Consider the following 23891-nt stretch of genomic DNA (forward strand, 5'->3'; position numbering starts at 1 on the left):
CAGGAAGTGGTGGGGTCAGGGGCCAGTATGACGACGGGCCGACCGGGGAGGTCGGCCCGTCGTCATCCTGGCGCGGCGGTGGGGCCGGGATCGTCCCGGCCCCACGCCCTCACTCGCTGAGGGTGATCGTGGAGAAGTCCTCGGCCGTCAGCGGGCTGGGCACCAGCCCCTCGACGTTCGGGCCGACCACGATGGCGGGCGGGGAGTGGCTCAGCGGCAGGCCGGGCAGCCACTCCTCGGACATGATCTGCGCGTTGAGCTCCTCGTAGAGCGCGGTGCGCGCCGCCTCGTCGGGCTCGGCGTCACCCTCGCGCAGGGCCTCCTGGAGCTCGTCCTGGAAGGGCAGCGCGCCGGTGCCGAACTGGTTGTCCTCGCCGCAGAAGAACGCGCAGAGGAAGTTGTCCGCCGAGTTCAGGTCACCGGTCCAGCCCAGGAAGAAGGCAGGTGCCTGGCTCTGCTGGGTGCCGTCGATGTAGCCACCGGCCCACGGGCGGGCGATCGGGTTGATCGTGATCCCCACGGCCTCCCAGTCGGCGGCGACCGCGTCGTAGATCGCCTGCGGGTTGGGCATGTAGGGCCGGGTGACCTCGGTGGGGTACCAGAGGTCGATCTCGAGGTCGGACGCACCGGCCTCCTCGAGCAGGGCCTCGGCCGCCTCCGGGTCGTAGGCGTACGCCTCGATCGAGTCGTCGTAGCCGGCGACCGTCGGCGGGATGAACTGGGTGGCCACCGTCGCCCCGTCCGGCAGCTGGCTGGCGACCAGCTCCTCGCGGTTGATCGCGTGGTAGAGCGCCCGCCGGATCAGCGGGTCCTCCAGCTGCGGGTCCGCGACCGGGTTGAGGGCCAGGTAGAGCACGTTGAACGGGTCCCGGATGAGGACCTGGTTGCCGGCCTCCTCCAGCCCGGCCCAGTCCACCGGGTTAGGCAGGTCGTAGCCGTTGATGGTGCCGGACTCCAGCTCCTGGCGGCGCGCGGTCTCGTCGCTGATGATCCGGAAGATGATCTCCTGGACGCCGGCCTGCTCGCCCCAGAAGTCGTCGTTGCGCGTCAGCGTCACGTTGCTGGTGCCGTCGAAGGACTCGAACATGAACGGGCCGGTACCGGTCGGGTGGTCGGTCGCGTACTCGGGGAAGGTGAAGCCCTCTCCCTGCACCTCGATGCCGTTGGCGTCGAACTCCTCCAGCGCGGCGGGGGAGGAGATGCCGTAGGAGCTCTGCGACAGGACGCCGGGGAACTTGCCGGTGGCGCGGGTCAGCACGACCTCGGCCGTCATCTCGTCGGTGGCCGTGCAGCTGTCGTAGAGCGAGTCCTCGCCGAAACCGAAGTCGTTGCCGTAGTAGTAGGCGGCGGAGGGGTTCTGTCCGGCCTCGTTCTGGTCGGCCCAGCGCTCCATGTTGTAGCAGACGGCCTCCGCGTCGAAGGGCTCGCCGTCGTGGAAGGTGACGCCGTCCTGGAGCTGGAAGGTCCAGGTCAGGCCATCCTCGGAGGCCTCCCACTCGGTGGCCAGCTCGGGCACGAACTCGGTGCCACCGGGCTCGATGCCGACGAGGTTCTGGAAGATCTGCCGGGTCACGCGGAAGGTCTCGCCGTCGCTGGCGTAGAACGGGTCGAAGGTGGTGGGGGCACCGGCGGCACCGAAGATGAACGTGGCGTCGGAAGCCTCGCCCCCGGCGTCCCCGGACCCGGAGGCGCCGTCGCCCTCGGCCGAGTCGGTGTCCCGGTCGGACTCTGCGCACGAGCTCAGCACCAGGGCCAGAGCAGCGCCGGTCGCGGCGATCGCGACCTTGCGGTTCTTCATCGTTCCTCCTACAGGCGTGATGTCCGGGCACTGGGTGGGAACGGCCCGATCCAGGGTGACCACACCACACGGCGCGTCCCTTGGGAAGAGGAACCGCCCAGTCGTGACAGGACCGTGACCTGACCCTTCCCGTGCACCGGCGCGCTGCCAGGATGTCGGTATGCCCGAGCGCTCCCTGATCGCCGCCGTCGCGCTGGTCGACGACCTACGTCGACCGACCAGGCTGCTCGCCGCACGCCGTAGCGCCCCGACCGAGCTGGCCGGGCTCTGGGAGTTCCCAGGGGGCAAGGTCGAGCCGGGGGAGGACCCCCGGGAGGCGGCGGTCCGGGAGGCCTGGGAGGAGCTGGGCGTGCGGGTGCACCTGGGCGCCCAGGTGGGGGCCGACTGGCCGCTGGCGCCGCCGCGGCTGCTGCGCCTGTGGTGGGCGGTGGCGGACGACGGCATACCCCGGCCGCTGCAGGACCACGACGAGCTGCGCTGGCTGCGCGCCGACCAGCTGGACGAGGTCCGGTGGCTGGTCCACGACCGCCCGGTGGTCGAGCACGTCCGGGCGTCGCTGCAGCACCCGGGAGGCGGTCCGCGCGAAGGCGGCCGCTCCGGGTGAGACACTGGGGCCATGCCCCTCGGTGACAACTCTCCCAGCGTCGACATGCGCGCAGACATCCGGAACGTGGCCATCGTGGCGCACGTCGACCACGGCAAGACCACCCTGGTGGACGCCATGCTCACCCAGGGCGGCGCCTTCGCCGACCACCGGACCGAGGGGTCCGACGTGGAACGGGTGATGGACTCCGGCGACCTGGAGCGGGAGAAGGGGATCACCATCCTGGCCAAGAACACGGCCATCCGGTATGCCGGTCCCTCCGCCCCCGAGGGCGGCATGGTGATCAACATCATCGACACCCCCGGCCACGCCGACTTCGGCGGCGAGGTCGAGCGCGGACTGTCCATGGTGGACGGGGTCGTGCTGCTGGTGGACGCCTCCGAGGGCCCGCTGCCGCAGACCCGCTTCGTGCTGCGCAAGGCGCTGGCGGCGCACCTGCCGGTGGTCCTGTGCATCAACAAGGTGGACCGCCCCGACAGCCGGATCAGCGAGGTCGTCGACGAGGTCTACGCCCTGTTCATGGACCTGCTCGACGAGCACGACGCGGAGCAGGTGGAGCAGGCGCTCAACTTCCCGGTGGTCTACGCCTCGGCGCGGGCCGGGCGCGCCAGCCTGGAGGCGCCCGAGGAGGGCGGGATGCCGTACAGCCCGGACCTGGAGCCGCTCTTCGCCACGATCCTGAACACGGTGCCCTCGCCGACCTACACCCAGGGCGCGCCGCTGCAGGCACACGTGACCAACCTCGACTCCAGCCCGTTCCTCGGCCGGCTCGCGCTGTGCCGGGTCCGAGAGGGCCGCATCCGCAAGGGCCAGCAGGCCGCGTGGTGCCGGCGCGACGGGTCGATCACCACCGTCAAGATCACCGAGCTGCTGATCACCGAGGGCCTGGAGCGCAAGCCGGCCGAGGAGGCCGGGCCCGGTGACATCATCGCGATCGCCGGTATCCCGGAGATCACCATCGGCGAGACGCTGGCGGACACCGACAACCCGGTCCCGCTGCCGCTGATCACCGTCGACGAGCCGGCCATCTCGATGACCATCGGGACCAACACCAGCCCGCTCGCGGGCCGGGTCAAGGGCAGCAAGGTCACCGCCAGGCTGGTCAAGGACCGGCTCGACAAGGAGCTCGTCGGCAACGTCTCGCTCCGGGTGCTGCCCACCGAGCGGCCGGACGCCTGGGAGGTGCAGGGCCGTGGTGAGCTGGCGCTCGCGATCCTGGTGGAGCAGATGCGCCGGGAGGGCTACGAGCTGACCGTCGGCAAGCCCCAGGTGGTCACCAAGGACGTCGACGGCAAGCTGCACGAGCCGGTCGAGCGTCTCACCATCGACACCCCCGAGGAGCACCTGGGGACCATCACCCAGCTGATGGCCTCGCGCAAGGGCCGGATGGAGCAGATGACGAACCACGGGACCGGCTGGGTCCGGATGGAGTACGTGGTCCCCTCCCGCGGCCTGATCGGCTTCCGCACCGAGTTCCTCACCGAGACCCGGGGGACCGGGATCGCGCACCACGTCTTCGACGGGTATGCCCCCTGGTTCGGCGAGATCCGCACGCGCCAGTCCGGCTCGCTCATCTCGGACCGCACCGGGGTCGCCACCACCTACGCCATGTTCAACCTGCAGGAGCGCGGGACGATGTTCCTGGAGCCGACCACCGAGGTGTACGAGGGGATGATCGTCGGGGAGAACTCGCGCGCCGACGACATGGACGTCAACATCACCAAGGAGCGCAAGCTCACCAACGTCCGGTCGGCCGGTGCCGACGTCCTGGAGCGGCTGGTCCCGCCGCGCGTGCTCTCCCTGGAGCAGTCGCTGGAGTTCTGCCGGGAGGACGAGTGCGTGGAGGTGACGCCGGAGGCCGTGCGGGTGCGCAAGGTCATCCTGGACGGCAACCTGCGGGCCAGGGCGGCCCGGTCCAAGGGCTGAGCCCGGTGCCCGCGCACCGGACGCTGCGCGACGGGATGCCCGCGGACCGACCGCTGCGCCTGGTCGCGGTCCACGCGCACCCGGACGACGAGACGTTGACCACCGGGTTGACGCTCGCCCACCACGTCGAGGCCGGGGACGAGGTCCACGTCCTCACCTGCACGCTCGGTGAGGAGGGTGAGGTCATCACCCCCGGCCTGGCGCACCTGGAGGGGGACGGCGAGCGGTTGGCCGAGCACCGCCGGGGTGAGCTTGAGGGCGCGATGGCGGCGCTCGGGGTCACCCACCACCTGCTGGGCGGGCGGCGCCCCCGGTGGCGGGACAGCGGGATGGCGGGCTCGCCCGCCGCCGCCCACCCCCGGGCGTTCGCGGCCGCCGACGTCGAGGAGGCCGCCGCGCTGCTGGCGGACCAGCTCGCCGTCATCGCCCCGGACCTGGTGCTCACCTACGACCCGTGGGGAGGCTACGGCCATCCCGACCACGTCCAGACCCACCGGGTCACGGCCCGGGCGGTGGAGCTGCTGCACGCGAGGTCCGGCTGCGACGCGCCCGCGCTCTACGTCGTCCTCACGCCCTGGTCCTGGGCCGAGCAGGACCGGGCCTGGCTCGCGTCGCACGTGCCCCCCGGGGCCACCAGCCCCACCGGTGCGACGGCCCGGGTCCCGGACCCGCAGGACGCGTTCCCCCCGGGGGTGGTGGCGGACGAGGTGGTGACCCACGCCGTGGTCGACCCCGACGCGCTGCCCCGCCAGGTCGCGGCGCTCACCCGGCACCCGACCCAGGTAAGCGTCCACCCGGGCTGGTTCACGCTGTCGAACGACATCGCCGCCCGGCTGCCCGGACGCGAGGGCTATGCGGCCTGGCCGCAGGCCCGCGCGGTCCTGCAGCGGCTGCAGGGGGTGCCGGAGCCGTGAGCGTACCGACCCCTGAGCCGGTCGACCCGGCGCGCTACCGGCTCGCGATGGGCCGTTTCGCGACCGGTGTCGCGGTGGTCACCGCCCGGCTGCGCGGCCACGACGTGGCGCTGACCGTCGACTCGCTCACCAGCGTCTCGCTGGACCCGTTGCTGCTGCTGGTCAGCCTGCACCCGGAGGCGCGGGTGCTGGAGGCCGTCCAGGAGGGGTCCGGGCTCGGCGTCAGCGTGCTCGGCGCCGACCAGCGGGCCCTGGCCCAGTGGATGGGGGAGACCGGTCGCCCCCTGCACCGCCAGCTGGCGCGGGTCCCGCACCACCGTGGGCCGGCCACCGACATGGCCCTGGTGGACGACGCCCTGGCCACCTTCGAGTGTCGGACCCACGCCCTGCACGAGGCCGGTGACCACACCCTGGTGCTGGGCGAGGTGCTGGGGATGGAGGCCGAGCCGACCGACCGGCACGCCCTCGTGCACTACCGTGGGCGGTTGGGAGAGCTGCGCTGACGTGGGGGAGCGGCAGCCCCGGGACCATGTGTGACGAGAGGACGAGGCGATGGACGACGCCGTGGACCGACCCACGACGCTGACGGAGGAGTCCGACCGACGCGGTTGGGTTCCGGCGTTGCTCCGGCTGCTGATCGCGGCCGTCGTGCTGGGTGGCGCCTACGTCGCGGTGGCCCTGTACTTCCAGGACCGCGCGCCGGCCGGCGTCTCCGTCTCCGGCGTGGACATCGGGTCGCTGTCCGAGGACGAGGCCCGGGAGAAGCTGGACCGTGAGCTCGCCGACCGGCTGAGCGACCCGCTGACCGTGCAGCTGCGCCCGGGCAGCGACGGCGACGGGGACGAGGCCCTCGACCTGGTACCCCAGGAGGCAGGGATGTCCTTCGACCTCGACTCCACGTTGCGCGGCACCACCGGGCTCTCCTTCGACCCCAGGGTGCTGTGGGAGCACGTGACCGGTGGCGAGGAGACCGACCTCACGCTGGTCGGAGCCGTCGACCGGTCGGCCCTGGAGGAGGAGCTGCAGCGCCAGGCGCAGGACTACGACACCGCTCCGGTAGAGGGTGAGGTCTCCCTCACCGACGAGGGCGTCCAGGTGGTGGACGCGGTCGACGGGCGCACGCTGGACGTCGGGGCCACCGCGGCACGGCTCGACCGCGCGTGGGTCGACCAGGTCTGGGGCGAACGGCAGGAGCCGGGGCAGGAACGGCAGGTGGACGGGGAGGCGATGCTCGTCCCGCCCGCCCTGACCACGGAGGAGATCGCTGCGTTCACCGAGGAGGAGCTGGACCCGGCGCTGTCCGCACCGGTGCTCGTCGAGGCCACCCGCAGCTCGGGGGAGACCGAGCAGAGCGCGACCGCCGAGCTGGGCCGCCGCGACCTGCTCACCCTGCTGCAGATCTCGCAGGACGGTGACGAGCTGTCCCTGTCGATCGACGAGGAGGCCACCCTGGCCCGCGTCCGCCAGGACCTGGGACAGCTCGAGCGCGGTCCACGGGACGCCTCGGTACGGCTGGACGGCTCGGACGTCGAGACGGTCGGGGCGAGAGCCGGCTACAGCCTGGAGACCGACGGCCTGGTCGACGAGGTCTCGGCGGCCCTCGGGGCGACCGGTGAGGACCGTACGGTCACCGCCGAGGTCGCCAGCATCCAGCCGCAGATCCCCGACTCGGTCGCCGAGGACTGGACCTTCGGCGAGATGGCCAGCTTCACCTCGGCGTTCCCGACGGGGCCGGCCAACGAGGCGCGGACCGAGAACCTGCGGGTCGGCGTGCGCAACGTCAACGGGACCGTGGTCATGCCCGGCGAGCAGTTCCGCCTCGGCCAGGCGCTCGGCGACATCAGCGAGGACGCCGGCTACGTCGAGGCCCCGGTGATCCAGGACGGGCGCCTCGTCATGGGTCTCGGTGGCGGCCTGTCCCAGATCTCCACCGTGGTCTTCAACACCAGCTGGTTCGCCGGGGTGCAGCTGGACGCGCACACCCCGCACTCGTTCTACATCGCGCGGTACCCGGCCGGGCGTGAGGCGACCCTGGCGATCCCCTCGATCGACAACGTGTGGACCAACGACACCGACACCCCCGTCGTGGTCCGGGCCGGGATCAGCGGGGACGAGATCACCATGACCTTCCTCGGGGACCGGCAGTACTCCGTGCGCACCGTCGACGGAGAGCGTCAGGACGTGACCCGGGGGGAGCGGCGCAGCGACGACAGCGAGGACTGCGTGCCGCAGAACCCCGCCGAGGGCTTCACCATCCGTACCGTGCGGATCCTGAGCCAGGGCGGCGACGAGGTGGGACGGGACGAGTTCACCACCACCTACCAGGCGGCCGACGAGATCGTCTGCACGAACCCCGAGACCTCCGGTCGCTGACCGGTGGGCCCCGGCGCACCCCGTGGGGCCGAAGGGCCCCGGACGGCTTAGTCTGTGCTCATGACGTACGTGATCGCCCAGCCCTGCGTAGACCTGAAGGACAAGGCCTGCATCGAGGAGTGTCCGGTCGACTGCATCTACGAGGGTGAGCGCTCCCTCTACATCCACCCGGACGAGTGTGTCGACTGCGGTGCCTGCGAGCCGGTGTGCCCGGTCGAGGCCATCTACTACGAGGACGACGTCCCCGAGGAGTGGGCCGAGTACTACAAGGCGAACGTCGACTTCTTCGACGACCTCGGCAGCCCCGGTGGAGCGGCCAAGATGGGTGTCATCGCCAAGGACCACCCGATCATCGCGGCGCTCCCCCCGCAGGCCCACGACGAGTGACCGACCTTCCCCGGCCCCGGCCCCCCCATGACCAGGAGGAACTGATGACCGACCCCACCACCAGCCGCCCGGCGGCGACCCTCACCCACGGTGAGCACGAGCTGTCCCTGCCGGTCGTGCCGGCCGTCGAGGGCAACGACGGGCTCGACGTCAGCGCCCTGCTGAAGACGACCGGGGACGTGACCCTGGACGTGGGCTTCGTGAACACCGCGTCCTGCACGTCCGAGATCACCTACATCGACGGCGGCGAGGGCATCCTGCGCTACCGCGGCTACCCCATCGACCAGCTGGCGGAGCAGTCCTCCTTCCTGGAGACCAGCTACCTGCTGATCTACGGCAACCTGCCCAGCGCCGGGGAGCTCGAGGAGTTCGACCAGAAGCTGCGTCGTCACACCCTGCTCGTCGAGGACATGAAGAACTTCTTCGACGGCTTCCCGCGCGACGCCCACCCGATGTCGGTGCTCTCCTCCGGGGTGTCCGCGATGGGCACGTTCTACCAGGACTCGCTCGACCCGCACGACCCGGAGGCGGTGGAGATCTCCACCATCCGGCTGATGGCCAAGCTGCCCACCATCGCCGCCTACGCCTTCCGCAAGAGCCAGGGCCAGTCGATCCTCTACCCGAACAACGACTACAACCTGGTGGAGAACTTCCTCTGGATGACGTTCGGGCAGCCCACGGAGACGTTCCAGATGGACCCGCTCGTGGCCAAGGCGCTGGATCAGCTGTTCATCCTGCACGCCGACCACGAGCAGAACTGCTCCACCTCCACCGTGCGCCTCGTCGGCTCCTCCGAGGCCAACCTCTACAACGCCATCTCCGCGGGCATCCACGCGCTCTCCGGCCCGCTGCACGGCGGCGCCAACAGCGCAGTGCTGTCCATGCTCGGCCAGATCCAGGCCGACGGCGGTGACGTGGGCGAGTTCGTCCGCAAGGTCAAGGACAAGGAGGACGGGGTCAAGCTCATGGGCTTCGGCCACCGGGTCTACAAGAACTACGACCCGCGGGCGGCGATCGTCAAGGAGACCGCCCACGAGATGCTGGCCAAGGCCGGCAACAACCCGTTGCTGGAGCTCGCGGTCGAGCTGGAGCAGCGGGCCCTGGAGGACGACTACTTCGTCGAGCGCAAGCTCTACCCGAACGTGGACTTCTACACCGGCCTCATCTACGAGTCGATGGGCTTCCCCGCCGACATGTTCACGGTGCTCTTCGCGATCGGCCGGTTGCCCGGCTGGATCGCCCAGTACCGCGAGATGATCAATGACCCGGCCACCAAGATCGGCCGCCCGCGCCAGATCTACACCGGCGAGCCCGAGCGCAGCTACGTCCCGGTCGACCAGCGCGGCTGAGAGCCCTTCAGCCCACCTCGATGACGACGGCGGTCGGTGACAGCGTTCCTGTCACCGCACCGCCGTCGTCGTCGTTCCCGGACTCGACGAAGACCCGGGAGCGCCGGTCCCAGCGCATACCGTCCACCTGGACGCTGACGACGCGCTCGCTGGTGGCGTGGCTCACGGCCCAGGTGGCGGCTGCCCACGCGCGCGCCGTGTCACCGGTCTCGACCCGGACCCGCGGTCCGTCGGTGACCGGTTCCATGCCCAGCTGGGCGTTCACCTTGTCGGCCAGCTCCGCCGGGGAGCCGGTGCCGGTCGGGTCACCCAGCCGGCAGTCCAGGAGGGTCGCGCGGCCCTCCTGCCCGGTCAGCACCGAGGCCAGCACGCGCCCCTCCCACTCGTGGTCGGCGTAGGCGTCCGGGAAGGCGCTGCGCTGCACCTCCTGGGCGACCTCGGTCACCACCCCGGTCTCCCAGTCCTCCACCTGCACCAGCACGTCGTAGAAGGCGTTGCTCGCGTAGACCGCGTCGGTGACGTCGGCCACCGTGCCCCAGCCCTGGCTCGGGCGTTGCTGGAAGAGGCCCTGGCTGTCCGCGTCGCCGTAGCGCAGGTTGCGCAGCTTGCTCTCCTGGATCGCGGTGGCCAGCGCGATCGTGGTGGCCCGCGGCGGCAGCCCACGACGACCGGCGACCGCCGCGATGGTGGCCGCGTTGGCGGCCTGCTCAGGGGTCAGCCGGACCTCCTGGTCGGCGGCGGTGAACACGCACCGGGCGGGCGCGAGCTCGTCCACCGCCCAGCGGGTACCGACCACCGCGGCGCCGACGGTCAGGCCGGCGACGACGAGGAGGACCAGCGGACGACGCGGACGGGAGCGGGGCACCGGGTCAGTCTAGGAGGGCTCCCGACACGGCCCGGGGCGCACGCGCTCCGGCGGCACGGCGCTGTCGTAGGGTCGAGCCGTGACCCGACGCGACTACCACCAGGGGCCGGTGACCCTGCGGGGCAGCCAGGTGCCGCGGACCACCACGGACCAACGGCTGCTGGACGACCACGGCCCGGCCGACTGGCTGCACTCCGACCCCTGGCGGGTGATGCGGATCCAGGCCGAGTTCGTGGAGGGATTCGGCGCGCTGGCCGAGCTCGGCCCGGCGGTGGCCGTCTTCGGCTCGGCCCGGACCGTCCGGGACCACCCCACCTACGCGCTCGCCGAGCAGGTCGGTCACCGGCTCGCCCGGGCCGGGTACGCCGTCATCACCGGGGGTGGCCCGGGGGTCATGGAGGCGGCCAACAAGGGGGCGGCCGCCGCCGGCGGCACCTCCGTCGGGCTGGGGATCGAGCTGCCCTTCGAGACCGGGCTGAACGAGCACGTGGACCTGGGCGTGAACTTCCGCTACTTCTTCGTGCGCAAGACGATGTTCGTGAAGTACGCCGAGGGTTTCGTGGTGCTGCCCGGCGGGATGGGGACCCTGGACGAGCTCTTCGAGGCGGTCACCCTGATCCAGACCGGCAAGGTGACCAACTTCCCGATCGTCCTCCTCGGCCGGGACTTCTGGTCGCCGCTGCTCGGATGGATCACCGACACCCTGCTGTCCGAGGGGATGATCTCACCGGCGGACGTCGACCTGCTGAAGGTCACCGACGACGTCGACGAGGCGGTCGCCTGGATGACCGCGGGGGAGGGCGGCTAGGGCGGCGTCGGACCGGCGTGCCATCATCTGTGCCGTGATCATCATCGGGGCTGTCGCTGCGGTGCTCGTCGTGGGTGCGGGGCTGGCCTGGGCGATCACCCGCACCGGCGTGCCGGGGGTCGCGGACCCGGTCGCCACCCACGGGGCAGTGACCCTGCCCCCCGGGCCGGTCACCTCCGTGGACATCGCCGCGGTGCGTTTCGACCAGGCCTTCCGGGGGTACCGGATGAGCCAGGTGGACGACGTGCTGGAGCTGCTCGGCACCGAGCTGGCCGACCGGGACGCGGAGATCACCCGCCTGCGCGCGGAGGCAGATCGGAGGACGGGCACGGCCGTGCCCGGGAGGGGTGAGCATGACGAACGAGGCTGACTCGGACCTGCACGTCGGTCCGGACGGGGTGGCGCGCTGCGGGTGGAGCGGGATCCACCACGCCGACTACCGCGACTACCACGACCGTGAGTGGGGCAAGCCGGTGCACGGGGAGGCGCCGTTGCTGGAGCGGCTGTGCCTGGAGGGTTTCCAGAGCGGGCTGTCCTGGCTGGTGATCCTGCGCAAAAGGCCCGGCTTCCGGCGGGCGTTCGCCGACTTCGACCCCGACGTGGTGGCCGGCTTCGGGCCCGCGGACGTCGAGCGGCTGCTGCGCGACGAGGGCATCGTGCGCAACCGCCGCAAGATCGAGGCGACCATCGAGAACGCCCGCGCCACGGTGGCGCTGCGCGAGCACGGCGGGCTGGAGGAGGTGCTCTGGACGCACGCTCCCGAGCCGACCCCTCGCCCGCAGGGCTTCGCCGACGTCCCGGCGCAGACGCCCGAGTCAGAGCAGCTGGCCAAGCGGCTGCGCAAGGTCGGCTTCGTCCAGATCGGCCCCACCACCGTGTATGCCGCGATGCAGGCGTGCGGTCTGGTCGACGACCACCTGGCGGGCTGCTTCCGGGCCGGCGCCTCGCGGTCCGGGTCCCGACTGACGGGGATGCGCGCCGGCTCATGACGGTGGCCGACGCTCGGCGCACCGTCCCGGTGCGCCGACTCCTGGACGCCCGTTTCCTGGCGCTCGTCCTGCTGCTCTGGACCGTGCTGCGCCTGGTCAGCGGGGTGATCCTCTGGCAGGTCGCGCACCACCACCAGGACCAGTCCGTCTACGACGGCTCGTCGGTGCCCGTCTTCTTCCAGTTCGCCGTGCTCTGGGACGGGCAGTGGTACGAGCAGATCGCCACCCAGGGATACCCCGGGCGGCTCCCGACCGGGTCCGACGGCACCTCCGTCCAGCAGAACCCGTGGGCCTTCTACCCGATCTTCCCGCTGCTGGCGCGGGGCGTGATGGCGCTCACCGGCGTGTCCTTCGCGGTGGCCGGGGTGGCGGTCGCCACCGTGCTCGGGTATGCCGCTGCCGTCGTCGTCGCCGGGCTGCTGCGGGAGCAGGTGGGGCGGTGGGGCGCGCTGGCCGGGGTCACCCTGCTGGGTGCCTACCCCAGCGCCCCGACCTTCCAGGTCGCCTACACCGAGTCGCTGGCGCTGCTGCTGCTGGCTGCCGCGCTGTGGCTCCTGGTCCGGCAGCGCTGGTGGGCGGCGGCGCTGGTGGCGCTGCTGACCGGCCTGGCGCGTCCGGTGGCCCTGCCGCTGGGGCTGGTCGCCCTGGTCGTGGTGGTGGCCCGCTGGCGGGGCCGCGCCGCACGTCCGGTGCCGCGGGGGGAGTACGCGGGCATGGCCGCGGCCCTGGTCGGCTGCGGCCTGGCCGGGCTGATCTGGCCGGCGGTCGCCTGGTGGCGCACCGGGGTCCCGGACGCCTACACCCGGACCATGTCGTCCTGGCGGGGCGGGGAGAGCGTCACCCCCTTCCTGCCCAGCATCGAGCGGGCGCAGTGGCTGTGGGGGGACGTGCTCGGCCTGGTGGTGCTGGCGGTCGGTGCGGGGCTGCTGCTGACCGCCGTGCTGGGGCCGTGGGCGGCGGGGCTGGGGCTGGCGCTGCGCACCTGGTGCCTGGGGTATGCCTTCTACCTGTTCGCCGCGCTGGACCCGTGGACCAGCCTGTACCGCTACCTGATGCTGCTCTTCCCGCTCTTCGTGGTGCTGGCCGGGGCCGGCTGGGCCCGGGGCGCGGGACCCGACGTGCCCCGATGGGCCGCGCTGACCCGGACCGGGGTGCTGGCCGCGCTGATGGTGGCCTGGCAGGTGTGGTGGGTCTGGTACCTGTTCCAGTTCGTCCCGCCCAGCGACTACCCGCCGTGAGCGGCCTCAGCGCCCGGTGAAGACAGGCCGGTCCTTGGCCAGGAAGGCGGCCACCGCGCTGCGGTGGTCCTCGCTGGTGCCGGTGCGACGCATCTGCTCCTCCTCGAAGGCGAGCGACTCGCCGAGCCCGTGCCCGGCCGAGAAGGCCAGCGACCGGCGGACCGCGCCGTAGGCCAGCGTCGGCCCCGCGGCCAGGGTGGCGGCCACCTCGGCCACCCGGCCGGCCAGCTCGCCGTCCGGGACCACCTCGGTGGCCAGCCCCAGGTCGTGGGCCTCCTGCGCCGGCACCGTGCGCGGGAACAGCAGCAGCTCCTTGGCCTTGGCCGTCCCCACCAGGCGCGGCAACGACCAGGAGGTGCCGGAGTCGCAGGACAGGGCGATCCCGGTGAAGGCCAGGTTGAAGCCGGCGGAGGCCGCCACGTACCTCAGGTCGCAGGCGAAGGCGAAGGCGGCCCCGGCTCCGGCGGCCACCCCGTTGACCGCGGCCACGACCGGCTTGTCCATGGTCGCGATCAGCTCGACGACCGGGTTGTAGTGCTCCGCGACCGTGCGCCACAGGGCGGCCGGGTCCTGCTCGAGCAGGCCCACGTGCTCCTTGAGGTCCTGGCCCACGCAGAAGGCCCTCCCGGACCCGGTGAGCACCACGACACGGACGTCGGGGTCGGCGGCGACCTCACGGAGCGCGTCCAGCAGGGTCTCCTTGGTCAGGACGTCGAGGGAGTTCATCGCCTCGGGACGGGACAGGGTGAGGGTGGCCACCCCGTCCTGGTGGGTCAGGACGACGGGCGGGGTACTGCGCTGCGTGCTCATCCGGGCAATCTACCGACCGGTCACGCGCGCTCCGTCCCGGCCACCTCCAGGGCATGGTCCACGTGCCGACCCGCGGCCGGTGACAGCGTGGCGGCGACCTCCAGGAAGCGGGCCCGCGCCTGCTGCCCCGGCCAGGACGTCGGCAGCACGTCCGGCGGGAGCGCGGGGTCGCGGAAGAGGAACCTGCGCCACTCGTGCACCAGGCGGGTCCGGGTGGAGTAGGCCGGGCCCGGCGCCAACCGGCCCGCCCCCGCCACGCTCGGCAGCCGTGCGGAGAAGTCGGCGAAGTCCGCGCCGAGGCCGTCCAGGTCCCACACCCGGGCGGCGATCCGCGCGGCGTCCTGGGGTGGCTCCAGGTCGCCGTGCACCGCCACCCAGCCGACCGCCAGCCCCTCCAGCGAGGGGGCCAGCTCGGGGTTGGGCCGGGGGCTGACCCAGCCGCCGCCGCCGAGCCGGCCGTAGCCCAGGAACTCCAGGGTCCGGGCGACCTGGTCCCGCCGCCGCCGCTCGCCGCCGGTGCTCACGTGGACGACGTGCCAGCGCCCGTCCCAGGGGGCCGGCCGCTCGGCGTACACCCGCTCGTGCGCGCCCTGCCAGCGGTCCTGCGCGCGGGGGGTCGCGGCATACCCGCGCAGGCCGTGCGCGACCCGGGCGGAGAGCCACCCCTGGGCGCAGAGCCGGGAGATCGCGGTGCGGGTCGCGGCCGGCTGCACGTCGACCTCCGCGGCCAGGGCGACCACCGCCGAGACGGGCGCCCACCAGCCACGATGGCGCAGGTGGTCACCGTAGAGGTCGACGACGGCGGAGCGGGCGTGCACAGGTCCCAGTCTGCCGCAGGCGGCGGGCGGCGATCGACGGCCCGGGCCCGGCGGCGGGCACACCCGATTAGGCGGCGCGCGAGCCGGGGGGGAATAATGGGTGGGTGTTCGATTCCCGCCGACACCGAGGCGGGGGCGGTTCCGAGGGGCCGCGCCACGAGGAAGGGCAACCATGGCAGCAATGAAGCCTCGCACCGGAGACGGTCCGCTGGAAGTGACCAAGGAGGGGCGTGGCATCGTGCTGCGCATGCCCTTGGAGGGTGGCGGTCGGCTGGTCGTGGAGATGAACGCCGACGAGGCCAGCGCCCTGGGCGTGGCCATCAAGGAGTGCGTCGGCTAGCAGCGGACACCCAGCAACGAGCACAGCCCCCGGATCGTGTCGATCCGGGGGCTGTCGTGTCCGGTCGTCCATTGGGGGCCCGGCCGGGGACGGTCGGGGCCAGCCAGCAGATCGGTCAGCGGCGGACGGCCACCAGGAGACCGTCGCCGACCGGCAGCAGCGCCGGCACCAGGCCCTCCTCGTCGCGCAGCTTCTTGCCCAGGTCGCGCAGGGTGGAGGTGGTCTCGTCCCGCGCCGCGGGGTCGGCGACCCGGCCGTTCAGCAGCATGTTGTGCAGGACCAGCACCCCACCCGGTCGCAGCAACCGCAGCGCCGCCTCGACGTAGACCGGGTAGCCGTCCTCGTCCGCGTCGACGAGCACCAGGTCATAGGCACCGTCGGTCAGCCGCCCGAGCACGGACGCCGCGTCACCGCTGATCACCCGCGCCCGCTGGGACGGGATGCCGGCCGCCGCGTAGGCCTCCTTGGCCGCGCGCTGGCACTCCGGGTCGCTGTCGATCGTGGTCAGGATCCCGTCGCGGGGCATCCCCTGCAGCAGCCAGAGGCCGGAGCTGCCGGCCCCGGTGCCGAGCTCCACCACGTGCCGTGCCTGCACCGCGGCGGCCAGCATCCGCAGGGTGGCACCGGCACCGCTGCTGATGGGGGTGGCGCCGAGCTCCTCACCCCGCCGGGCGGCGGACTCGATGACGGGGTGGGGGCTGATGAAGTCCTCGGTGTAGGCGATCGAGGAGGCCTTGGGGGCTGCCATGGGCTCACCCTATCCCGGTGCGCGCCCCGTCCAGCCTCCTCCCAGCCTCGCCTGCCAGCCTGGAGCGGTGACGACGCAAGAGTGGGTCCCCCCGAGCTGGGAGGAGATCGTCCGCGAGCACTCGCCGCGTGTCTACCGGTTGGCCTACCGACTCACCGGTGACCCGCACGAGGCCGAGGACCTCACCCAGGACGTCTTCGTGCGGGTGTTCCGCTCGCTGGACACCTTCCGGCCGGGCACCTTCGAGGGCTGGCTGCACCGGATCACCACCAACCTCTTCCTGGACAAGGTGCGTCGCAAGCAGCGGATCCGCTTCGACGCGCTGACCGAGGACCTGGCCGCGCGGCTGCCGCTGCGCGCTTCCGGCACCGACCCGGAACAGGTCTACGCGATGACGCACCTGGACGACGACATCCAGCACGCGCTGGGGGCGCTGCCGCCGCAGTTCCGGGCCGCGGTCGTGCTGTCCGACATCGAGGGCTGCTCCTACGAGGAGGTGGCCCAGACGCTCGGCATCAAGATGGGCACGGTGCGCTCCCGCATCCACCGCGGCCGGTCCCTGCTGCGCCAGTCCCTGGCGCACCGCCGCCCCAGCCGCGGCGCGAGCCGGGGGGTGGCCCTCGCACGGCCCGCCCCCGCGCTCGGCTGACCGGACCCGCTGGCACAATCTCCTGCCATGACCGATCCCCTGCAGGAGCCGCCGCGGACCGACCGTCCGCCGTCGCGACCCCGCCCCGTGCGCCGCAGCATGCTGCCCGTGCTCGCGGTGGCCGTGGTCGCCGGTCTGCTGGGAGGTCTGGGCGGCGGGGTGCTCGCCCTGCAGCTCGACGCCGCCGGGTCGGGCGACCCGTCCGCGACGGAGGGCGCCGACGCCCCCGAGAGCTCCGCGTCGTCGGCGGCTGCCGACACGGCCGTCCCGCCGGTGCCGACGGACGGGTCGATCAGCGGTCTGTCCAGCGCGGTGCTGCCGAGCGTCGCGCTGATCCTGATCGGTGAGGACGGTGACCTGGGGGTGGGCTCCGGCTTCGTGATCCGCCCCGACGGCTACCTGCTGACCAACCACCACGTCATCGAGGCCGCCGGGGACGCACCGATCAGCGTGGAGTTCCCCGGGGCGGAGCCGTTGACGGCGCAGGTGGTCGGCTCGGACGAGGCCTACGACATCGCCGTGCTGCGGGTCGACCAGGCGGGCCTGGTGGCGCTGCCGTTCGCCGACTCGGCGCTCGTGCAGGTGGGCCAGACCGTGGTCGCGGTGGGGGCGCCGCTGGGCCTCAACAGCACCGTGACCAGCGGTATCGTGTCGGCGCTGGACCGCCCGGTGATCGCCGGGGACCGGGAGAGCACCAGCTACATCAGCGCGATCCAGACCGATGCCGCCATCAACCCGGGCAACTCGGGTGGGCCTCTGCTCGACCTCTCCGGCCAGGTGGTGGGCGTCAACTCGGCCATCGCCCAGGTGCCGAGCGGCGCCGGCGGGGGACGCCCCGCGGGCAGCATCGGCCTGGGCTTCGCGATCCCCGCGGAGCAGGCGAGCCGCACCGCCGACCAGCTCATCGAGACCGGGACCAGCGAGCACCCGGTGATGGGGGTGCTGATCGACCTGACCTACACCGGCGACGGTGCCCGGGTGCAGCCCGGTGCCGGGGAGGACGGCGGCGAGGCCGTCGTCGAGGGCGGACCGGCCGACCGGGCGGGGGTCCGTCCCGGTGACGTCATCGTCTCCGTGGACGGCGTACGGATCGCCGGCTCGCAGGAGCTGCTGGTCACGCTGCGCTCCTACGCGGTGGGGGACACCGTGGAGATGGTGCTCCGCGACGAGGACGGTCAGGAGCGCACGGTGAGCATCACGCTGGCGGGCTCGAACGACTAGGTAGGCTGCACCCTGCCGGCTCGCGCCTGCAGACACCGGACCGTGCCGAACCGAGGAGACGCGTGATTGGGAACCTGTCCGGCGGCGAGATCCTGCTGCTGGTCCTCGCCGCGCTGGTCATCCTGGGACCCGCCAGGCTGCCGGAGTATGCCGCCAAGCTGGCCCGCGGCGTGCGCTGGGTCAGGGACCTCGCCGAGGGAGCCAAGGGCCAGCTCAAGGACGAGCTGGGCCCCGGCTTCGAGGAGATCGACTGGCGCCAGCTGGACCCTCGCCAGTACGACCCGCGCCGGATCGTGCGGGAGGCGCTCAGCACCCCGGCCGAGGGGGGTGCCGCACCCGGCACCGAGAAGCCGGCGACCAGGATGGCCGCGGTGCCGGGGGCGTCGTCGGCCACCGCCCGCCGGGGCGTGGTGCACGACCCGACCCGGGCCACGCCCTACGACACCGACGCGACCTGAGGTCTCAGACCCGGGCGGTCGGGGTGATGCCGAGCTTGCGTCCGGCCAGCCCACGTCCCCGGCGGGCCAGCTGACGCGCGATCCCGCGCAGGGCCGTCGCGGCGGGGGAGTCGGGGTGCTCGGTGACGACCGGCAGCCCCTGGTCGCCGCCCTCGCGCAGGGCCACGTCCAGCGGCACCTGACCCAGCAGCGGCACCTCGGCGCCGATCGAGCGGGACAGCGACTCGGCCACCGAGCGGCCGCCCCCGCTGCCGAAGAGCTCCTGGCGGGAGCCGTCCGGCATCTCCAGCCAGGACATGTTCTCGATGACCCCGGCGAGGCGCTGGTGGGTCTGCAGGGCGATCGCACCGGCCCGCTCTGCCACCTCGGCCGCGGCCTGCTGCGGGGTGGTGACCACGATCAGCTCGCTGCTGGGCAGCAGCTGAGCGACGGTGATGGCGATGTCGCCGGTGCCCGGGGGCAGGTCCAGCAGCAGCACGTCCAGGTCGCCCCAGTAGACGTCGGCCAGGAACTGCTGCATGGCCCGGTGCAGCATCGGCCCACGCCAGACCACCGGCTGGTTGCCCGGCACGAACATCCCGATCGAGATGACCTTCACCCCGCTCTGCTCGGTCACCGGCGGCAGGATCATGTCGTCGACCTGGGTGGGGGGCTGGGAGACCCCCAGCATCCGCGGAACCGAGAAGCCGTAGATGTCCGCGTCGACGACCCCCACCCGCAGGCCCTCCTCGGCGAGCGCGACGGCCAGGTTCACGGTGACCGAGGACTTGCCCACACCGCCCTTGCCGGAGGCGATGGCATACACGGTGGTGAGCGAGTCGGGCTGGGCGAACGGGATCTCCCGCTCCGCCTGGCCACCGCGCAGCTGGTCCTTGAGCGACCCACGCTGCTCGTCGCTCATCACCCCCAGCCGGACGTCGACCCCGGTGACGTGCTCCACCTGGGACACCGCCTTCGTGACCTCGCGGGTGATGGTGTCCTTCATCGGGCAGCCGGGCACCGTCAGCAGGACGGTGACCTGGACCTGGCCGTCCTCGCCGGCCTCCACCGACTCGAGCATGCCGAGCTCGGTGATCGGCTTCCTGATCTCCGGGTCGTCGACGGTCGCGAGGGCGGCGTGCAGGGCTTCGGTGCTGGGGGCGGGCATACCCTCCATGGTAGGCGTCCTCGGGGCCGGTGCCGCCGCCCGGGGGAGGGGGCTCAGCCGGGTGGCCGCGGAGGTGCCTGGTCACCGCCGCCGCGGTCGCCCGGCTCCGTCCGCAGCTGCTCCAGCGCGGCCCGCCGACCGCGCTCCTCGGCCCGTTCCTCGAGCTCCTCGAGCAGGTCCCGCAGCTCGGACCGGACGAAGTCACGGGTGGCGAGCTCGCGCATCGAGAGCCGGAGCGCGGCGACCTCCCGGGTGAGGAACTCGGTGTCCGCCTGGGTGCGTTCGTCGCGCGTGCGGTCCTGCTCCATCTGCACCTTGTCCCGGTCGTCCTGCCGGTTCTGGGCCAGCAGGATGAGCGGCGCGGCGTAGGAGGCCTGGAGGCTGAGCATCAGGGTCAGGAAGATGAAGGCGTACGGGTCGAAGCGCGCCCCGTTCGGCAGCACCGTGTTCCAGGCGATCCAGACGATGACGAAGAGCGTCATGTAGACCAGGAACCGGGCAGTGCCCATGAACCTCGCGAACCGCTCGGCGAAGGCGCCGAAGCTCTCCGGGTCCATCCGCCGCTGCGGCATCCAGCGGGGCTGCTTGGCCAGCGGCTGGTCCAGGCCCACCGTGCGGGACGACCCGGCGGTGCGCTTACGGGCGGCCTGGTCGCGGACCGGTCGGCGGGAGGTCGGCTCAGACATGGCTGCCCACCTCGCCGGTCCCGCCCTCGCGCCAGTCGTCCGGGAGGATGTGGTCCAGGACGTCGTCGACGGTCACCGCGCCCAGCAACCGACCCTCGGCGTCGGCGACCGGCAGCGCGACCAGGTTGTCCGCGGCCAGGGCCCGGGTGACGGTGCCCAGCGAGGCCTCCGGGGGGACCGGGTCGATGTCCGTGTCGAGCACCGAGCCGACCGGCTGGTGGGGCGCCTCGCGCAGCAGCCGCTGGATGTGGATGCTGCCGAGGAGTCGACCGGTGGGGGTCTCGTGCGGGGGTCGGGTGACGTAGATCAGCGAGGCGGTCGCGGGGTGGAGCTCTTCGCGCCGCACCAGCGCCAGCGCCTCGGCGATGCTGGCGTCGGGGCCCAGGATCACCGGCTCGGTGGTCATCAGCCCGCCTGCGGTGTTCTCGTCGTAGGTCAGCAGCCGGCGCAGGTCCGCGGCCTCGTCCGGCTCCATCAGCTGGAGCAGCTGCTCCTGTACGTCCTCCGGCAGGTCGGAGAGAAGGTCGGTGGCGTCGTCCGGCTGCATGGCCTCGAGCACGTCGGCCGCCCGCTCGGTGGGCAGGTGGGTGAGGATCTCCAGGCGGTCGTCGTCCGGCAGCTCCTCGAGCACGTCGGCCAGCGTCTCGTCGTCCAGGGCGTCGGCGACCTCGGTGCGCCGCCGGACGGAGAGCTCGTGGATCGCCTCGGCGAGGTCCTGCGGCTTGAGGTCCTCGTAGGCCTCCAGCAGGGCGGTCGCAGCCTGCGGGGGGCCCTGCTCGGCGAGTCCGTCGACGACCTGGATGTCGACCAGCAGGGTCTCCCCACGTCGGCGCCGGAGCAGTCCGCGTCGCGCCTGCTCGTCGCGGCCGCGGCGCACGAAGAGCTTGGTCAGCCGCCAGTCACCGCTGCGCTGCCGGTCCATCGCGATGTCCTCCACGACGGCCGGGTGACGTTCGTCGCCGTCGGCGAGGGTGACCTGGCGGTCGAACAGCTCACCCACCACCAGGGTCTCCCCGGCCCGCTGCTCGAACCGGCGCATGTTCACCAGCCCGGTGGTGATCACCTGCCCGACGTCGATCGAGGTCACCCGGGTGATCGGGACGAAGAGCCGGCGACGCCCCGGCACCTCCACGACCAGCCCGATCACCCGCGGCCCCTGGGCCGCGGCCCGGCCGCCGAGGGTGACCACCACGTCACGCAGCCGACCGACCTCGTCACCCAACGGGTCGAACACGCTGAGCCCGTTCAGCCGGGCGACGAAGACGCGGGGGGTGCTCACCGGGCCAGACTATCGACCGTGTCCCGTGAGGCACGTCACGCAGTGGAATATCCCGCCTCACCAGGGCGTATCTCATACATGAGAAGTGCTGGTCCGCCCCTCGGGGCGGCCGCACCTCTCACTCTTCCTGTCGCAGCGTCGCGCAGACCCATCGCAGCAACCGAAAGGACCAGCAGACCCTCATGGGCAGCCTGATCGCATACCGTCCGACCGCCGACCGCGCCTACCGCCACACCCTGGCGGAGGATGTCGCGAAGCGTCCCGTCCGCCCGCGTCGCCGCTTCTTCCGGCGCTGACCCGAGCACACCCGCAGACCCCCGACGCCGCCCGGCGTACGGGGGTCCTTTGCTGTCGCGGCCGGGCCGGGGAGTTGGCACAATGAGCACCGTGACTTCCCCCGTCGGCGCGCCCCGCACCCTTCCCGGTCCCACCCTGGACCTCGACTACCCCCGCAGCCTCGGTGTCTTCGAGCAGTACGCGGACGCCCAGGCGGCCGTCGACTTCCTCTCCGACGAGGAGTTCCCGGTCGAGCACGTGCTCATCGTGGGGACCGACCTGAAGCAGGTCGAACGGGTCACCGGACGGCTGACGACCGGGCGGGTCGCGATCGGGGGAGCGCTGTCCGGCATCTGGCTCGGCCTCTTCGTCGGCCTCGTCTTCGCCCTCTTCGCCGGCCCCCGGGACGCCCTGGTCACGGTGATCGGGTCCATCCTCTTCGGTGCCGTCTTCGGCCTGGTCTGGGGGCTGATCGGGTATGCCCTCACCCGCGGCCGCCGCGACTTCACCTCGGTCAGCCAGGTGGTGGCCACCCGGTACGAGGTGCTGACCGAGCACAAGCACGCCGAGCGTGCGCGCGAGCTGCTGGACTCCCGCCCCGGGACAACCACTCTGACCTGACCTGACCTGACCTGACCTGGCGCCGCGCGGTCCGCGGGGCCGGGTCCGCGGCGTCGGCTGCGGTCAGCCCCGCCGGCCCCCGCCCTGGACCCAGGCCTCGACCTCGTCGGCGGTGCGAGGAAGCATCGCGGACAGGTTGCGCGCGCCGTCGGCGGTGATCACCACGTCGTCCTCGATCCGGACACCGATCCCGCGGAGCTCCTCGGGCACCAGCAGGTCGTCCGCCTTGAAGTAGAGGCCGGGCTCGACGGTCAGCACCATCCCCTCGCGCAGCTCCCCCTCCACGTAGTCCTCCCGCAACGCCTGGGCGCAGTCGTGCACGTCGATGCCCAGGTGGTGGCTGGTGCCGTGCACCATCCACCGGCGGTGGAACTGTCCCTCCTGGGCGTCCAGGGTCTGCTCCAGCGTGATGCCCTCGGGCAGCAGCCCCCAGTCGAGGAGGTGCCGGGCGATGACCTCGATGGCGGCGGCGTGCACGTCCTGGAACCTGTTGCCCGGTCGGGCCGCCGCCAGCCCGGCCTCCTGCGCCTCCAGGACGGCGTCGTAGACGCGGCGCTGCACCTCGGTGAACGTCCCGGAGACGGGCACCGTGCGGGTCACGTCGGCGGTGTAGAGGGAGTCCGTCTCCACGCCCGCGTCGAGCAGCAGCAGGTCGCCCTCGTGCACCTCGCCGGTGTTCCGGATCCAGTGCAGCGTGGTGGCGTGGTCCCCGGCCGCGCAGATGGAGTCGTAGCCCACGCCGTTGCCGGTGTGCCGTGCGTGCAGGCCGAAGACCCCCTCGATCCAGCGCTCGCCACGTCCGCGGCGGACCGCCTCGGGGAGCTGCTCGACGACGGCGTCGAAGGCGGTCGCGGTGGACTGCACCGCCTCCTCCATCTGGCGGACCTCCCAGTCGTCCTTGACCAGGCGCTGGGTGGACAGCGCACGGGACAGCTCGGCGTCCGCCTGCGCGCTCGCCTCCACCGCCTCGGTGGAGGCGAGGCCGGCCTGGGTGCGGATCCTGTCGACGATCCCGGCGACCTCGCGGTCCGCCTCGCGGACCACCCGCACGGCCAGGCCGGAGGGGCCGACGTCCTTGGCGACGGCGTCGTCCAGCTCGGCCAGGTGCCGGGTGGTGAGCCCCAGCTCGGCCGACGCCGAGTCCAGCGTCGGGCGGGCCCCCACCCAGAACTCACCGACCCGCGAGTCGGTGAAGAAGTCCGGGCTGTCCCGGTCCGCGAGCGGAGCGAAGTACAGGGTGGCCCGGTGTCGGCCCTCGGGCAGCGGGTCCAGCACCAGCACCGCGTCCGGCTCCCGGTCGGCGCCCAGCCCGGTCAGGTGCGCGAAAGCGCTGTGCGGGCGGAAGACGTAGTCGGTGTCGTTGCTGCGGATCTTCAGCCCGCCGGCGGGGACCACCAGGCGCTCGCCCGGGAAGGTGGCGGCCAGCACCTCCCGCCGCGCTGCGGCATACCTCGCCGCCTCGGTCAGCTCCGGGAGGGAGCCGGTGCGGGGTGCCCAGCCGTCCCGCATGAAGGCCATGAAGGCCTCGCCGGTCGGCCGGTTCCGATGCTCTGCCTTGTGCTGCTTCTCACTCACCTCGCCATCCTA

General features: G+C 72.6%; 25 protein-coding genes. 16 read left to right on the forward strand and 9 right to left on the reverse strand.

From position 1 onward, the window contains the following. Positions 1–109 precede the first annotated feature (109 nt). Positions 110–1798, reverse strand: a complete 1689-nt coding sequence (locus ACI3EY_RS12085) for an ABC transporter substrate-binding protein (protein ID WP_405038380.1) — start codon at positions 1796–1798, stop codon at positions 110–112. 160 nt (positions 1799–1958) lie between these two features. On the opposite strand from ACI3EY_RS12085, the gene ACI3EY_RS12090 reads away from it, so the two are divergent. Genes ACI3EY_RS12090 through ACI3EY_RS12120 form a run of 7 tightly spaced genes read left to right on the forward strand, consistent with a single transcriptional unit; the run spans position 1959 to position 9351 of the window. Next, entirely contained in the window at positions 1959–2402 is a 444-nt protein-coding gene (locus ACI3EY_RS12090) for a (deoxy)nucleoside triphosphate pyrophosphohydrolase (protein ID WP_405038379.1), read from the forward strand. A gap of 12 nt (positions 2403–2414) precedes the next feature. Next, positions 2415–4328: a translational GTPase TypA gene (typA, locus tag ACI3EY_RS12095; protein WP_405040541.1), complete on the forward strand. Its 1914-nt coding sequence runs from the start codon at positions 2415–2417 to the stop codon at positions 4326–4328. A 5-nt stretch (positions 4329–4333) separates the two neighbouring features. Next, the gene (gene mshB, locus ACI3EY_RS12100) at positions 4334–5242 is read left to right on the forward strand and encodes an N-acetyl-1-D-myo-inositol-2-amino-2-deoxy-alpha-D-glucopyranoside deacetylase (RefSeq protein WP_405040542.1); all 909 of its coding nucleotides are present in this window, start codon (positions 4334–4336) and stop codon (positions 5240–5242) included. Beyond that, complete coding sequence (locus tag ACI3EY_RS12105) at positions 5239–5745, forward strand: flavin reductase family protein (RefSeq protein WP_405038376.1); 507 nt, start codon at positions 5239–5241, stop codon at positions 5743–5745. The genes mshB and ACI3EY_RS12105 overlap by 4 nt, the downstream gene beginning before the upstream one ends. Before the next feature lie 49 nt (positions 5746–5794). After that, positions 5795–7615 carry a VanW family protein gene (locus ACI3EY_RS12110; protein WP_405038375.1) on the forward strand — a complete coding sequence of 607 codons (1821 nt, stop codon included), beginning with the start codon at positions 5795–5797 and terminating at the stop codon, positions 7613–7615. 60 nt (positions 7616–7675) lie between these two features. Then, entirely contained in the window at positions 7676–8002 is a 327-nt protein-coding gene (fdxA, locus tag ACI3EY_RS12115) for a ferredoxin (protein WP_405038374.1), read from the forward strand. 44 nt (positions 8003–8046) lie between these two features. Further along, positions 8047–9351 carry a citrate synthase gene (locus ACI3EY_RS12120; RefSeq protein WP_405040543.1) on the forward strand — a complete coding sequence of 435 codons (1305 nt, stop codon included), beginning with the start codon at positions 8047–8049 and terminating at the stop codon, positions 9349–9351. 7 nt (positions 9352–9358) lie between these two features. Here the strand turns inward: ACI3EY_RS12120 and ACI3EY_RS12125 are convergent, their stop codons facing one another. Next, the gene (locus tag ACI3EY_RS12125; protein ID WP_405040544.1) at positions 9359–10216 is read right to left on the reverse strand and encodes a hypothetical protein; all 858 of its coding nucleotides are present in this window, start codon (positions 10214–10216) and stop codon (positions 9359–9361) included. Between the two features lie 79 nt (positions 10217–10295). Here ACI3EY_RS12125 and ACI3EY_RS12130 point away from each other — a divergent pair, with 79 nt between their 5' ends. Genes ACI3EY_RS12130 through ACI3EY_RS12145 form a run of 4 tightly spaced genes read left to right on the forward strand, consistent with a single transcriptional unit; the run spans position 10296 to position 13251 of the window. Further along, a complete protein-coding gene (locus tag ACI3EY_RS12130) occupies positions 10296–11024 on the forward strand; it encodes an LOG family protein (protein WP_405038371.1) in 729 nt (242 codons plus the stop codon). A 34-nt stretch (positions 11025–11058) separates the two neighbouring features. Continuing rightward, on the forward strand, positions 11059–11394 hold the full coding sequence (locus ACI3EY_RS12135; protein WP_405038370.1) for a DivIVA domain-containing protein: 336 nt from the start codon (positions 11059–11061) through the stop codon (positions 11392–11394). Next, positions 11378–12013, forward strand: a complete 636-nt coding sequence (locus ACI3EY_RS12140) for a DNA-3-methyladenine glycosylase I (protein ID WP_405038369.1) — start codon at positions 11378–11380, stop codon at positions 12011–12013. Before ACI3EY_RS12135 ends, ACI3EY_RS12140 begins: the two co-directional genes overlap by 17 nt. Continuing rightward, the gene (locus ACI3EY_RS12145; protein WP_405040545.1) at positions 12010–13251 is read left to right on the forward strand and encodes a hypothetical protein; all 1242 of its coding nucleotides are present in this window, start codon (positions 12010–12012) and stop codon (positions 13249–13251) included. The genes ACI3EY_RS12140 and ACI3EY_RS12145 overlap by 4 nt, the downstream gene beginning before the upstream one ends. 6 nt (positions 13252–13257) lie before the next feature. Here the strand turns inward: ACI3EY_RS12145 and ACI3EY_RS12150 are convergent, their stop codons facing one another. Both ACI3EY_RS12150 and ACI3EY_RS12155 read right to left on the reverse strand, forming a co-directional pair. Next, positions 13258–14061: an enoyl-CoA hydratase/isomerase family protein gene (locus tag ACI3EY_RS12150; protein WP_405040546.1), complete on the reverse strand. Its 804-nt coding sequence runs from the start codon at positions 14059–14061 to the stop codon at positions 13258–13260. 20 nt (positions 14062–14081) lie between these two features. Further along, positions 14082–14879, reverse strand: coding sequence for a PaaX family transcriptional regulator (locus ACI3EY_RS12155; protein ID WP_405040547.1), 798 nt, complete (start codon positions 14877–14879; stop codon positions 14082–14084). A gap of 172 nt (positions 14880–15051) precedes the next feature. On the opposite strand from ACI3EY_RS12155, the gene ACI3EY_RS12160 reads away from it, so the two are divergent. Then, the gene (locus tag ACI3EY_RS12160; RefSeq protein ID WP_405038365.1) at positions 15052–15219 is read left to right on the forward strand and encodes a DUF3117 domain-containing protein; all 168 of its coding nucleotides are present in this window, start codon (positions 15052–15054) and stop codon (positions 15217–15219) included. A 115-nt stretch (positions 15220–15334) separates the two neighbouring features. Here the strand turns inward: ACI3EY_RS12160 and ACI3EY_RS12165 are convergent, their stop codons facing one another. Beyond that, positions 15335–15967: an O-methyltransferase gene (locus ACI3EY_RS12165; RefSeq protein ID WP_405040548.1), complete on the reverse strand. Its 633-nt coding sequence runs from the start codon at positions 15965–15967 to the stop codon at positions 15335–15337. Between ACI3EY_RS12165 and sigE the strand changes: the two genes are divergently transcribed. From sigE to ACI3EY_RS12180, 3 genes are all read left to right on the forward strand, one after another. Continuing rightward, positions 15966–16616, forward strand: a complete 651-nt coding sequence (sigE, locus tag ACI3EY_RS12170) for an RNA polymerase sigma factor SigE (RefSeq protein ID WP_405040549.1) — start codon at positions 15966–15968, stop codon at positions 16614–16616. The two genes, ACI3EY_RS12165 and sigE, sit on opposite strands and share 2 nt — an antisense overlap. 27 nt (positions 16617–16643) lie before the next feature. Beyond that, complete coding sequence (locus ACI3EY_RS12175; protein WP_405040550.1) at positions 16644–17837, forward strand: S1C family serine protease; 1194 nt, start codon at positions 16644–16646, stop codon at positions 17835–17837. 62 nt (positions 17838–17899) lie between these two features. Continuing rightward, complete coding sequence (locus ACI3EY_RS12180) at positions 17900–18295, forward strand: Sec-independent protein translocase family protein (protein WP_405040551.1); 396 nt, start codon at positions 17900–17902, stop codon at positions 18293–18295. A 4-nt stretch (positions 18296–18299) separates the two neighbouring features. On the opposite strand, the gene ACI3EY_RS12185 is transcribed toward ACI3EY_RS12180, so the two are convergent. The 3 genes from ACI3EY_RS12185 to ACI3EY_RS12195 are packed head-to-tail and all read right to left on the reverse strand — an operon-like array spanning position 18300 to position 21407. Further along, positions 18300–19442: an Mrp/NBP35 family ATP-binding protein gene (locus ACI3EY_RS12185; protein ID WP_405038360.1), complete on the reverse strand. Its 1143-nt coding sequence runs from the start codon at positions 19440–19442 to the stop codon at positions 18300–18302. Between the two features lie 53 nt (positions 19443–19495). Then, complete coding sequence (locus ACI3EY_RS12190) at positions 19496–20128, reverse strand: DUF1003 domain-containing protein (protein WP_405038359.1); 633 nt, start codon at positions 20126–20128, stop codon at positions 19496–19498. Continuing rightward, on the reverse strand, positions 20121–21407 hold the full coding sequence (locus ACI3EY_RS12195) for a magnesium transporter MgtE N-terminal domain-containing protein (protein WP_405038358.1): 1287 nt from the start codon (positions 21405–21407) through the stop codon (positions 20121–20123). The genes ACI3EY_RS12190 and ACI3EY_RS12195 overlap by 8 nt, the downstream gene beginning before the upstream one ends. Positions 21408–21785: 378 nt before the next feature. Here ACI3EY_RS12195 and ACI3EY_RS12200 point away from each other — a divergent pair, with 378 nt between their 5' ends. Then, a complete protein-coding gene (locus ACI3EY_RS12200; protein WP_405040552.1) occupies positions 21786–22304 on the forward strand; it encodes a YflT domain-containing protein in 519 nt (172 codons plus the stop codon). A gap of 63 nt (positions 22305–22367) precedes the next feature. On the opposite strand, the gene ACI3EY_RS12205 is transcribed toward ACI3EY_RS12200, so the two are convergent. Then, on the reverse strand, positions 22368–23879 hold the full coding sequence (locus tag ACI3EY_RS12205; RefSeq protein WP_405040553.1) for an aminopeptidase P family protein: 1512 nt from the start codon (positions 23877–23879) through the stop codon (positions 22368–22370). Positions 23880–23891 lie beyond the last annotated feature (12 nt).

Origin of the sequence: Serinicoccus shuyuelongi (assembly GCF_045032955.1) — a bacterium.
Lineage (GTDB): Bacteria > Actinomycetota > Actinomycetes > Actinomycetales > Dermatophilaceae > Ornithinicoccus.